Below are 12,344 nucleotides of genomic sequence, written 5' to 3' on the forward strand. Positions count from 1 at the left end.
AACTTAAAATTATCAATGTCGAGCGAAACCGGCGCGAGGCAACCGGTGACAATCTTAGCTGCCCCACGGCGGAATCGCTCTTTTGGCTCAAACGTTACATGGGTTGATTTCCATGGTGTTTGTTGGTGCGGCGAACGCGTTTCTTACCCCGCAAAAGCCGCAGGGATTCGGCGATGGCCTCGCGCGTCTGCTCGGGGTCGATCATCGCGTCGATTTGGCCGGTTTCCAGCGAAAGGTTGGCGTTCAAGGTCTCGCTTTCGTATTCGGAAATATATTGCTGACGCAGCGCTTCGACATCCTGACGGCGCTCCTTGGCCTTGTGCAGGTCCTTGCGATGGATGATGTTGACCGCACCGGCCGCACCGAGCACTGCAATCTGGCTGGAAGGCCAGGCATAATTGACATCCGCGCCGATGGCCTTGGAACCCATGACGATGTAAGCACCGCCAAAGGCCTTGCGCAAGACTACCGAAACCATCGGCACCTGCGCGTTGGCGTAGGCGTAGATGACCTTGGCGCCACGGCGGATGATGCCAGCGTGCTCCTGATCGCTGCCGGGCTTGTAGCCGGGGGTGTCAACCAAGGTGACCACCGGAAGGTTGAACGAATCGCACAGACGGACGAAGCGGGCGATCTTCTCGCTGGAATCGACGTCCAAAATGCCGGCCTGTTCGTTGGGCTGGTTCGCCACAATGCCCACCGGATGGCCTTCGATGCAGGCGAAGCCGACCACGGCGCACTTGGCGTAAAGCTCCTGCACCTGCACGAATTCGCCGTAGTCGACGATGCAGCGGATGACCTCGTTGATGTCGTAGGGCTGGCGGTCGTTGTCTGGAACGATGGTGCCCAGGCGCTCGGCCGTGGAACGGTCGGCGCGGGTGGCCGCGTAGGCGTAAACCGGCGGCTGCGCATCTGAACTGGAAGGTAGGTAGGCAAGCACGGTACGCGCGTAATCGATTGCGTCGGCCTCGTCCTCGCCGAGGTAGTGGGCCACGCCTGAAACGGTGTTGTGCACCTTGCCGCCGCCGAGATCCTCCATGGAAATCGTCTCGCCGGTCACGGATTTGACCACATCGGGGCCGGTGACGAACATGTTGGAATTCTGGCGGGTCATGATGATGAGGTCGGTGAGCGCCGGGCAATAAACCGCGCCGCCCGCGCAGGGGCCGAGAATCAGCGAAAGCTGCGGGATGAAGCCACTCGCCTCGCAGGTCTTCTGGAAGATATGGCCGTATTGGGTCAGCGCTTCCACGCCTTCCTGAATGCGGGCGCCGCCGGAATCGATCAACGCGACGACCGGAATCTTCAGGTCAAGCGCCATGTCCATCAAGTGGCAAATCTTCTCGCCTTCGGCATGGCCGAGCGTGCCGCCGCGCACGGAAAAGTCCTGCGCGTAGACGGCGACCTTGCGGCCGTAGACGTCGCCGAAACCGGTGATGACGGCCGAGCCGGCGATGCCCTTGTTGATATTGCCGCCGGAGAAACGGCCAATCTCTTGGAAAGTGCCGGTGTCGAAGAGCAGGTCGAGGCGCTCGCGGGCGGTGAATTTGCCTTTGGCGCTTTGGCGGGCATGGGCGTGGTTTTCGGCGTCGCGAGCCAGTTCGGCGGCACGGGCGACGGAGGCGCGGATGGGCTGCTGGTCGAGGGGTTTGTCGCTGGACATGGCCTTTTCGACGGCCGTGGTGGTCATGATGTCAGTCATCAGCGCTCCCCTTCCTTCTCGGTGTCAGCGGCTGATGTTGGAGGCGCGGCGCCTGCGGCAGAAGCGGTATCGGCTGGCTTATTACCGTCGTTACCAGCGTTATCCGTATTATCCGAAGCGTCATTCGCACCGGACTTCTCGCGGCTCGCAGCTCCGTCCACGTCAATCTTCATCAATGTTGTTCCGGCATCCACGGAATCGGACGGGCCAACGAAAATCTTCTGCACGGTGCCATTGACAGGCGCGTAGACGTAATTCTCCATTTTCATGCTCTCAAGCACGGCCAGCAGGTCGCCCTTGTTGACGTTCTGCCCTTCGGCGACATTGACGCGGGTGACGATGGCCTGCATCGGGGAATCGATAACACCGGACTTGCCGTCATTGACTTTCGCACGCTCTTCGACAGCTCCCGAGGAAGAACCACGCAGCGGCTGGGTCGGTCGGCGCGAACCGCGGGCACGGGCCGAACCGGTGAGGTTGTCGACGATGTCGCGCGGAACGGTGAGTTTGACACGCTTGTTATCGACCTCGATGACGAAGGAATCGGTTTCCTGCTTCTTTGGCTTTTCTTCGCCGCCTGAAAGCGAGGCGGGCTGGCCACTGCCAGCGGTATTCGGCTTGCGGTTCAAGTACTTGCGCTCAAGCCACTTGGTATACACGGAGAAGGGATGGTCCTCAGCCGTAAATTCCGGGTCGTTGAAAATCGTCTCGAACAGCGTTTTCGGCGTAGGCACGCCTTCCAGCTTGAACTCTTTGAGCGCACGACGCACGCGGGCAACGGCGGTGGGCCGATCCTGCGCGGTGACAACAAGCTTGCCCATCATCGAATCGAACTTCGGAGAGACCACGTCGCCGACCTTCACGCCGGAATCGATGCGGATGCCGGGGCCGCTGGGCCAATCAAGGCGCGTCAGCGTTCCGCCGCTCGGGGTGAGGTTCTTATCGGGATCCTCGCTGGTGATACGCAGCTCGAAGGCGTGGCCATGACTTTGCGGGGCCTTGGTCAATTCCTCTCCGTTGGCGATATTGATCTGCTCGCGCACCAAATCAAGACCGGAGACCTGCTCGGAAACCGTGTGTTCGACCTGCAGACGCGGGTTGACCTCAAGGAAGTAGACCTTGTGCTGCTCGGTAACCATGAACTCGCAGGTGCCCAGGCCGACATAATCGACGGCGCTAAAGAGGCTGCGGGAGTAGCGCTCAAGCTGTTCTCGCTCGTCGTCGGTAAGGAACGGGGCCGGAGCCTCCTCGATGAGCTTCTGGTTGCGGCGCTGCACGGTGCAATCGCGCGTGGAGTAGACAGTGAAATTGCCGTGGCTGTCTCGGCCGGACTGAGTTTCGACGTGACGCGCCCTGTCGATGAACAGCTCGACGAAGTATTCGTTGAGGTCGCCGCCTTCGAGCGCATCGTGGTTCATATAGAAACTGCGCAGCTCGTCGTCGTTGTGGATCAGGGTGATGCCCTTGCCGCCACCGCCGTCGGTGCGTTTCATCATCACCGGGTAACCGTTGATCTGAGCGAAGGTCAGGAGCTCACGCATGTTGCTGACCGGCTCGGAAAGTCCCGGGACCGGCGGAACGTGGGCGCGCTTGGCCACACGGCGGGCGGTGATCTTGTCGCCGAGGTCGGTCAGCGCCGTCGGGCTCGGGCCAATCCACGTCGCGCCGGCTTTGATGACCTTGTCGGCGAACGAAGCGATTTCGGAAAGATAGCCGTATCCCGGGTGAACCGCGTCCGCGCCGCTGCGGTGCAGCACGTCGATAATCAAGTCCTCGTCCATGTAGGAACGGTAGGAATCTCCATGCAGCAGATAGGCTTCGTCGGCCATCTCCACATATTGCGCATCTCTATCCTGCTCGGCGTAAATCGCTACGGTCGGAATTCCCATTTCGTGGGCCGTGCGGATGACCCTCAACGCGATTTCGCCGCGGTTCGCCACCAGCAGTTTATTGACATTTTTGACCATAGGTTCCAACCTATCGCCTATCCCCCACCTATGAAACCACGTAAATCGACAAAATCGCCCGACCGCTTTTGTAGGTTTGCACAAATCCCGAAAGCCGGGAAAAATATTCGACCATATCGCGCAGATTTGCCTTAGCCTTAGGTAACAACGTCCCGACAGTGCCTATTTCCCAGTAACCATTCGCCTCACAGTGAAAAATGAAGATGATCTTTGGCTCAGGCCAAGACTCCAACGTCTCCGGTTTTGACGACGTGAGGGGCGCCGTGCGCGTCCTGAATCGTCAGCGAGGCATCGGAATTGAGCGATATGGCCTGGCCGGCGAGCGTCGAGCCGTCGGTGAATTTCGCCTCGACCTGGCGACCCAACGTCCAGCATTTGGCTCGCGTCTCTTCCAGCAATTTCGGAAGTTCGGTTTCCGGATCGGCGACGAGAGAGGCAAGACGGCGCTTCAACGCCATGGCCAGGCGTGCGGCGACCATGTCGCGCATCGTCGGCGGATCAGGCAATGGAGCATAAAGCAACTGAAGGGAAGTGGAAATCGGGGTCGGCAGACTTTCTGCGGCAAGGTCGAGGTTGATACCGATACCGAACATCACGCCGACGGCTGGTTTGCCGGTGTCATCGGAATTTTCTTCAGCATTTCCTGCGAAAGACTCCGCATCGTTGCTTTGCAAAACAGTATCAGACGAATTGGCGGTGTTATCGGGATTAGGCACCGAAGCTGCCGGCGTAATCTTTCCGTCGCCACGTTGTTCCTGAAGTAGCGAAGAAAGCTGGGATTGCGGTACTGCCAGACGGTTCAAACCTTCCGGCAACTGGACCAGTTCGGCCAAGATGCCTCCAAGTTTGTGACCGTTGTAGAAAATGTCGTTCGGCCACTTGAGCTCGAGACCATGCTCGGGATCAAGCGGCTTGGCACCGCACTTTGCCAGAGCGTCGTTCAAAGCGTCAAGCGCGGCAAGCCCGGCGATAATTGTGAACCAGCCATTGTAATGTGAATCGGTCACCAGACGTTTCGGCAACGCGGTGATATAAGTAACAAGGAACGAAGCACCGCCGGCCTTGTCGCTCCATTGCCGGCCGAGGCGCCCGTGGCCCGCGGTCTGTGCATCGGCGCACATCGCAGCCATTCGGGGTTTGCCTGCCGCATCAATAACGCCCAACTCCCCCTCTGCCAGCATCTTTCGCGCCAGAATATTGGTGGAATCGAGCGTGGCAAACGCCATCAACTCGTCCACGGCTCCAGCGGTTTCCGGCATCTGTGGCTTGCTTGCTCCGACCTTCTTGGCGAAATCGGCATATTGCTTTTCGATTTGCTTGACGCGCTGCGCGATTGGGGAATCAGTCTCGTTATCCATACACCCCACTGTATGCGTAACTTCGCCGTTTCGCTTTGTCTTTTCGCACAACTCGGCAGATAGGTTTTTAAGAATGGCGAAATATTGACATTCCCCAAAACCTATCTGGGGACTAGTGCGGAATCAACCTATTTGACTCCTCGTCAAACTTTGTCGTTTCCTACAAATCGTTCGGCGGACGACACGGGCGAGGTTGATAGAAGACGATAGAATGCCCGTTATGAGCAATCCCAATCCTGCGGACGAAACCAGCCGCCAAAATGACGGCGAAGCGTATCCGCAGGGGACGGAAAGGGATGAACGGTTATCTGGCGGCGTACTTTCAACAACCGAGATAACCATTGCCACCACGAGCGCCAATAGCGAAACCAGTAATTCCTCAGCTAATGGCATTAATAATAAAGACACTTTAACGAGGTCCGCAGCGCCAACGCATTTCAGCAAGTTTTTCGCGTTCCTGCGCTGGACGCTGGCGGTGGCAGCGTGCTTGTGGATCGCACTGTGCACTTCGTTGGGGCCGCTCTACCGGCAATACGAGTTCAATCCCGCGGTTGCCACAATCCGAGCGTTTTCATGGAACAACGCGGCCATCTTCGCTTTTACGTTCGCCGTCTGTCTGCTTGTCATCATCGAACTCGTCCGTTTCGGGCGCGGACAGTTGCTGATCCCCTATGATTTCGGCATTCGAGCAAAATACAGGACTTGGCACGAGCATCGGCGAACCCGTAGGACGGTAAGCGCAAATAAGAAAACCAGGAACACCAACAAACCAGATACTTCCTCTGCTGGTGCGTCATTCAGCCAGACTTCTACCGAAAACAATGCAAAATTAGACAACAGGATCTGGCTGCGCACCAGAATCTGGCAACGCTTACGGCGCATCGCTTCGAGCATCCGTTCCGGGGCACATCGCGGCATCATGGCCATCACCGATAAATGGTGGAAAATCGCGCTTATCCTCATCGTCGGTTGGCTCTGGATCCCGATCACACTGGTGGCCGCGTTCGGCGCGGACATTCGCAGCCAGTTCCGCGAGTTCAGCTGGGCCTGGAACCAATGGACCGGCCTGAAACAGCCTTATATTGGCTTCTTCTCGTTCGTTCCGATGGATATCTACCCCACCGCACATTATCTGTGGCCGAGCAAACCGACCTATTTGACCGACCAACACAACATCGTGCTCACGCTCATCTACGGCGGTGCGGGAACGATTTCGCGCTATTTCACCGGTGCCAACGACTGGGGCATCGCCGTGCTCGCTGCCGGCCAGCTGCTGTTCGCCGCTTTCTGCCTTGCCGCCACCGCAAACCGCTTCTTCAATCACCCCTGGCTCAAGCCGCGCAGAAAGCTCATCGAATTCCTCTCAGCCCCGACGCCGAAAAAGGACCTTCCCGCCTCAGCGTCGCAGAAAGCCGACGCTGCGAGATTCGTCGGCCCTCTCCCCCGTTTCTTCATCATGCTGCTGTTTCTGGTCTGCCCGCTGGTCCTGTTTTCGACGATAAGCCTGACGAAATCACCGTTGTTCGCCTTCGCGTTCGTCTGGTGGTTTGGCGTGGGCTACGAAGTGCTTTGCACCGCGAAACTGCGGCAACAATCATTACGTAAGAAATCAACAACATCACACACAACGCAAAAATTAGACACTGAATCTGACAATGGCATAAAGAAGTACAGCGACAGCAACACCACCGCAACCGCGAACCACGGCTCCGTCCCTTCCTATGACAGGATCGTCCTGCACCTGCGCAAACGCACATTCATCGCGCTCCTTCTTTCGACCGTCGTGATGATGATTTCGGCGAAATACGCACTGTATATCATCCTTTTCGAGCTTTTGATAGCCATACTCGCAGACCACAAACGTTGGAAAACCTACATTATCGGCATGCTGCTGCCGGTCATCCTCTTTGAGGGGGCAGTCGGTCTGGCCACTCGCGACGGAGCCATCATCAACGGCGACCCCATCGAAAGCCACGGCGTGCAACTGCAGCAAATCGCCCGTGTCGCCGTTCTCAACCCAAATGGAATCCCGCAGGACGCCAGAAACAAGCTCTCATCGATTTTCAACCTCGACCAAATGGCCGAAGCTTACTCCCAGCAAGACGCCGACCCGGTGAAATCATCGGGAATCCAAACGAAACGTGTCAGCTACCGCTGGCGTACCGTTACCAAAACGGACATGAAAAATTTCAACTCCGCATGGCTTGAAATAGTCAAAGCCAATCCGCGCATCTCGCTAGACGCTTTGCTGGCCAAAAGCTACGGTTATTTCGACATCATGGATCCGCCGTATATCGACATGACCTATTACGTCGTTTACGCAGGCAACGGGAATTTCACCGATTGGATCGGAAACTGGTGCGCCGACTGGCGAAAATCCATCACCACTTTCGTGGAAAACTGGAGTTCGAAACCCTTGTTCGGCTGGCTCATCCACGGCAATACCTACGTCATCATCACGCTGCTTTTGGGCGCGGCCGAAGTCATTCTGCGCCGCTGGAAAACGCTGGCCACGCACCTCCCGCTGCTGCTTCTGATGGGAGTCATGGTCACCTCGCCGGCCAATAATTTCGAACGTCATATGCTTCCGCTGGTCTTCGTGCTGGGCTTTGTGCTCCTGACCTTCTGGCAGGACTCGCGGACGCAGCGCACGCAGGCACGCTTGCGTAGGGCCGGCGGTTCCTCGGGTAAGTTGAGCGATACAGATAAAACAGACAGGCAAACGGCTTTCAGCTTCTCCGATCAACCGAATACCGGTGTCACTGGTAGCCGCGAAGTCGCTGGACTAGAATCATAAGTATGAGCATGCACGACAACGACAACAAAGGCATGGAATCGGCACAGCAGGCCGATTTTCTGAGCCTTGCCGAAGGGGCGGCCGATATCGCGCACCAAGAAAAAACAAGTGATCAAAGACTTGCCGATGGCGAAAACCAGACACGGCGCATCACCGTCATCGCCGATACACACGACAACAAAAAAGACGCCGAACAGACGAAAATCTTCGAAAAACTAGGCAGCCAAGAAAACCTTGAGTCCATCGCCTTCGAGTGTCTGGCCAATGGGATCCACGACAAACGCGTCGTTTCGCTGCTGCACGTGCTGGGCTGGCCGGAAACATTCAGCTGCTTCGCCATCGGGGGCGCTGCTGCACTCACTTTTGAAACGGCGAAATCCATCATCGTCAAAGGCGCCCACGACCTCGGCAGCCAATTTTGCCTGGTCGGGCGCAGCAACGGATTGACGATCAGCCTTGTCGTGGTCCAAAGCGCGGCAACGCCGGAAGTAACTTGCACAGCGGTGATGAAGGCGTTCGACGCGCAACAACCCATGTGCCTCGGGCCTACTCGGCGCAACGTAACCGGAGCCGCGCGGACATTGGGCGCTGTGCTTTCCGCGTTCCATGTGATTCCGGCGATTCACCCGCTGCCCAGGCCTGCCAGAGCGGCGGACATGCTGCCCGAACGCGCGCTGGTCGGCGACATCGATGCCATCGATGAGCTTTATCAGACCGTCTATCAGAGCCTCAAAAGCGAGAACGAAAACGACCCGACACTTCAGACCGTTTCCGCGTTCCTCACCTACGGCGGATCGCTCGATGCCACGGGCAAAGCCTTGAACGTGCATCCGAACACCGTGCGCTACCGCATCAAGCGCGCCGCCGATGCCACCGGCTGGGACGCCAATGACCCGCGCGATGCCTACGTGCTGCGCACCGCCATCACCATCGGCGCCATCCGCGACGCCGAAAGCCACCTTAACTCCTGAAATCTGTATATTTAAAGCCGCGGAACCGGACCCAACGAATGGCGTTGGATGACTTCGGCGGGAATAAGGCCGGCACCGTGAGCGTTGGCTGCGAACGTGGTCTCGAGCCCCTCTCCGAGCAACCGCAAGGTCTCGCGCATCGAAGCTGTGCCAAGCCCCTCGAAATCGGGACGCACCGTCGTCAGCGGCGGCCACATATCGTTGACACCGGTCATATCGTCGAAACCGACCACGCTGACGTCCTGCGGAATGCGAAAACCGTGCTCATGCAGGGCACGGGTCACGCCGATTGCCTGTGCATCGTTGGCGGTGACGATGACGGTGGGCTTCTCCGCTCCGGCCGAACCGAGACTTTCCAACTCGTGGTTCATACGCGCGTAGGCCTCGGAGGAATCCCAGGAATTGCACTGTATCTCGCGCGAGTCGATGTGATATTGCTTGGCCGCTTTGCGCCAACCGAGCAAACGAGTCACGGCATCGCGCCATTGCACCGGACCGACGAAATAAAGCGCGGAACGGTGACCGAACCGGGCAATCAGACGCGCCACCTCATGCATCGCACCCCACTGATCGATACCGACCAAAGCCGTGCGACCGCGGCCTTCGGCATCCATCAGCCCGCCCGCCCGGCTCATCGAAAGATTGCCGTGTGTGGAGGTAATCAGGACGCGCGGCTCGGGAAGTTTGGTGCGGCAGGCCGCCGAAAACATGATATCCGTCGGGGTCAGGAAGATGAAAGCGTCGACGTTCTGCTCTTCGAAGGTACGGCAGAGGTTCTCGAACTCGCTTTGCGTGCAGCGCGCCTCGTGCACCATGGAGACCATGAGGAAAAGGCCATGACGGCGCACAATGGTTTCGATGGCACCGATCGCCGAAATCGGACCGAGAAAATTGAGACCCCCGGCGATCAGCCCGATGGTGCGCGAACGGTGAGAAGCCAGTGTTCTCGCGGAATTGCTGGGGCGATAGCCGAGCACGTCGATGGCATGCTGGACGCGGGTGCGCGTCGCATCGGAGACTTCGGAGGAATGGTTGATGACGCGCGAAACCGTCTGGTGGCTGACCCCCGCCATTTTGGCTACTTCGAACATTGACGGCCGCTTGCCCGAATTGCGTTGAGCGCTCATTCCTGCCTCCTCTTGCCAGCTCGCGTGCGTTACGCGAAACACACTCCATAGTGAACGCTCACAAGTCTACTCGACCTTGCCTATCGGGGAGGTTTCAACTCACTTCGCATGTTCTGTTCCAAGCCTTTAGACATTGAATCAACGGGACAGAAGCACTTAGACCAAGTGCCAGCTGACGCGATGCAACGGGGTCGGACCGTACTTGGCGATGGCGGCACGGTGGGCGGCGGATCCGTAGCCCTTGTTGTGTTGCCATTGGTAAGGCGCGTAGTTCGGGTTGCCTTGCGCCAGTGCGACCATCAGCCGGTCTCGCGTCACTTTGGCGATGACGGAGGCCGTGGAAACGAGCGCGCAGCTCTGGTCGGCCTTCACCTTGGTAGTCACGTTCGGCAGAATGGAAACAGCAGGCGCGTCAAACGTCCCAGCAGCCTTGGAAATATAGTCATTCGGTCCATCCAAAATCGCACCGACGCGAAGCTGACCGGAGTCGATTTTGAGTTCACGCTCGACCTCATTGACCGCGCGCAGGGCCGCGATGCCCAAAGCGTAGGAAATACCCCACTCGTCGATTTCCTTGTTGCTGGCCTGCCCGACCGCACTGGCCGTGCACCACGAACGCAGACTCTCGAACATAGCCTCGCGCTTGTGTTCCGTCAGCAGTTTGGAATCGGCCACGCCGTCAGGCACGTCGAGCCCTTCCAGATCGCGGGCCCATACTGCGGCCGCCCCCACCATCACCGGCCCGGCGAGCGCACCACGCCCCACTTCGTCAAATCCGACAATCAAATCGAAACCCTGACCTGCCAGCTCGCGTTCCAAATCCAGAGTCGGCGCGACGAAATGGCGAACGGCACGGCTTTGCCTCTCAGTAACCGCGCTTTGAAATTCCGGAGTCGCTTTGACGCCCATATACGTTGCCTTTCAGCGATTTTCCATTACTAAAACGAGGATACTCCATCATGCCTGAATCATCTCAAATATCCGTAACGTAATACACTATTATGGAGCAACTTTAAGAAGCACCTTTACGAAGCAACGAAACCAATGCCAGCCGTTTATAATCCTACGATTTCGGCACACCCGGGACGGCGGAGAAAACCTCGCGATACGACTTGATAGCCTTGAAATGGCTGAACGGCCAAAAAGTGAACATCGCAACCCCGCTGATGTTGGCCATCGGCACCAGCCCGCCATTGCCGTCGTCGGCATGGTAGCGCGAATCGGCCGAATTGGCACGGTTATCACCCATCACGAAAACGTTGCCGGCAGTCACCTTGGTCTTGAACGCGAAATTGCTCGGCTCGGTGCCGGGCTTGATATACGAGGTCTCGTCGATCGCCACGCCGTTGACGGTGACCGGGGAACCGCTGCCTTTGCATGCCACCACGTCACCGGGCATGCCGATCAGCCGTTTGATGAGGTCGTCGGAGCCGTGGTTGTCGGTGCCGGCAAGCCAGTGCGCCGGATCCTTGAAAACGATGACGTCGCCACGCTTGAGTTTGTTCATCGGCCGAGCGAGACGATTGGTGACCAGGCGATCGCCGATTTGGATGGTGTCTTCCATGGAGCCGGAAGGAATCTCGTAAACGCCGATGACAAATACCCGCAGCAGCACCAAGACCAGCACAAACACCGCAAACGGCACCACAAAGCTCAAAAGATCATGGAATGTATAGCCTTGTGATTCCGGGTCGGCATGTTCCGGATTGGCGTAGAGATTGCGCGGCTTGGGCTCTTGGCTTACCCCGTAATCCGCGACCTCGATGATATGCGAATCCGTCTCGCGCCGTTCATCGTCGCGCGTATCGTCTCCCACCATCCGGGCCTCCCGCCATGTTCATATCCCTGCCGCCCCAAACGACAATCCAACGATAACCGAAAACCATCATAGTATGCAGCACCGTACAGGAATGTCATGCATTACGACATATGCGACCGAATCACCGAATAAAGCAAAACGGCGGCCGGAATTGAATCCCGACTGCCGCATAGCACATAGCCTTTAGGCCTGCATTCACGCCTTGGCGCTGTTGTCCTGACGCTCGGTGATACGAGCGGCCTTGCCACGCAGGGCACGCAGGTAGTAGAGCTTGGCACGACGAACGCGGCCGTGACGCAGTACCTTGATGGAATCGATCGACGGGGAGTGCAGCGGGAAGCGACGTTCTACGCCACAACCGAAGCTGACCTTGCGGACGATGAACGTCTCGCGCAGGCCCGCGCCCGAACGCGCGATCACCACGCCGGTGAACGCCTGAAGACGGGAGTTGTTGCCTTCCTGAATCTTGACGTTGACCTCGACGGTGTCGCCGGGACGGAACTCCGGAATCGAGTCCGAGGACTTCATGTGCTTGGCATCAAATGCCTCAATAGCGTTAACCATTGTTTCACCTGTCGCTGCCGCATATCAGCGTACATGTCA

The 12,344-nt window shown here is 57.9% G+C and carries 8 protein-coding genes and 1 pseudogene; 2 read left to right on the plus strand and 7 right to left on the minus strand.

The features are described 5' to 3' along the window. Positions 1-94: 94 nt before the first annotated feature. The 3 genes from OZX62_RS08315 to OZX62_RS08325 all read right to left on the minus strand — a co-directional run bounded on the left by OZX62_RS08315 (position 95) and on the right by OZX62_RS08325 (position 5,027). On the minus strand, positions 95-1,702 hold the full coding sequence (locus OZX62_RS08315) for an acyl-CoA carboxylase subunit beta (protein ID WP_277175730.1): 1,608 nt from the start codon (positions 1,700-1,702) through the stop codon (positions 95-97). Then, entirely contained in the window at positions 1,702-3,669 is a 1,968-nt protein-coding gene (locus OZX62_RS08320) for a biotin carboxylase N-terminal domain-containing protein (RefSeq protein WP_277175731.1), read from the minus strand. The genes OZX62_RS08315 and OZX62_RS08320 overlap by 1 nt, the downstream gene beginning before the upstream one ends. 215 nt (positions 3,670-3,884) lie before the next feature. Continuing rightward, entirely contained in the window at positions 3,885-5,027 is a 1,143-nt protein-coding gene (locus OZX62_RS08325; RefSeq protein WP_277175732.1) for a biotin--acetyl-CoA-carboxylase ligase, read from the minus strand. A 220-nt stretch (positions 5,028-5,247) separates the two neighbouring features. Here OZX62_RS08325 and OZX62_RS08330 point away from each other — a divergent pair. Next, positions 5,248-7,677 (plus strand): annotated as a pseudogene (locus OZX62_RS08330) (DUF6020 family protein); the annotation flags it as partial. A 149-nt stretch (positions 7,678-7,826) separates the two neighbouring features. Further along, the gene (locus OZX62_RS08335) at positions 7,827-8,795 is read left to right on the plus strand and encodes a helix-turn-helix domain-containing protein (RefSeq protein WP_277175733.1); all 969 of its coding nucleotides are present in this window, start codon (positions 7,827-7,829) and stop codon (positions 8,793-8,795) included. An 11-nt stretch (positions 8,796-8,806) separates the two neighbouring features. Here OZX62_RS08335 and OZX62_RS08340 read toward each other — a convergent pair whose 3' ends face one another. From OZX62_RS08340 to rplS, 4 genes are all read right to left on the minus strand, one after another. Further along, on the minus strand, positions 8,807-9,922 hold the full coding sequence (locus OZX62_RS08340) for a LacI family DNA-binding transcriptional regulator (RefSeq protein ID WP_277175734.1): 1,116 nt from the start codon (positions 9,920-9,922) through the stop codon (positions 8,807-8,809). 156 nt (positions 9,923-10,078) lie between these two features. Next, a complete protein-coding gene (locus OZX62_RS08345) occupies positions 10,079-10,831 on the minus strand; it encodes a ribonuclease HII (RefSeq protein WP_277175735.1) in 753 nt (250 codons plus the stop codon). A gap of 154 nt (positions 10,832-10,985) precedes the next feature. Then, complete coding sequence (gene lepB, locus OZX62_RS08350) at positions 10,986-11,741, minus strand: signal peptidase I (protein WP_277175736.1); 756 nt, start codon at positions 11,739-11,741, stop codon at positions 10,986-10,988. Between the two features lie 195 nt (positions 11,742-11,936). After that, positions 11,937-12,305 (minus strand): 50S ribosomal protein L19, encoded by a 369-nt coding sequence (rplS, locus tag OZX62_RS08355; protein WP_277158126.1) that lies wholly within the window; start codon positions 12,303-12,305, stop codon positions 11,937-11,939. Between the last annotated feature and the right edge of the window lie 39 nt (positions 12,306-12,344).

Source organism: Bifidobacterium sp. ESL0690 (assembly GCF_029392315.1).
Taxonomy (GTDB): domain Bacteria; phylum Actinomycetota; class Actinomycetes; order Actinomycetales; family Bifidobacteriaceae; genus Bifidobacterium.

Bases quoted from the DNA above. Each gene is read 5' to 3' on its own strand.
- OZX62_RS08315 (WP_277175730.1), bottom strand. From the start codon at position 1,702: ATGACTGACATCATGACCACCACGGCCGTCGAAAAGGCCATGTCCAGC.
- OZX62_RS08320 (WP_277175731.1), bottom strand. From the start codon at position 3,669: ATGGTCAAAAATGTCAATAAACTGCTGGTGGCGAACCGCGGCGAAATC.
- OZX62_RS08325 (WP_277175732.1), bottom strand. From the start codon at position 5,027: ATGGATAACGAGACTGATTCCCCAATCGCGCAGCGCGTCAAGCAAATC.
- OZX62_RS08335 (WP_277175733.1), top strand. From the start codon at position 7,827: ATGAGCATGCACGACAACGACAACAAAGGCATGGAATCGGCACAGCAG.
- OZX62_RS08340 (WP_277175734.1), bottom strand. From the start codon at position 9,922: ATGAGCGCTCAACGCAATTCGGGCAAGCGGCCGTCAATGTTCGAAGTA.
- OZX62_RS08345 (WP_277175735.1), bottom strand. From the start codon at position 10,831: ATGGGCGTCAAAGCGACTCCGGAATTTCAAAGCGCGGTTACTGAGAGG.
- lepB (WP_277175736.1), bottom strand. From the start codon at position 11,741: ATGGTGGGAGACGATACGCGCGACGATGAACGGCGCGAGACGGATTCG.
- rplS (WP_277158126.1), bottom strand. From the start codon at position 12,305: ATGGTTAACGCTATTGAGGCATTTGATGCCAAGCACATGAAGTCCTCG.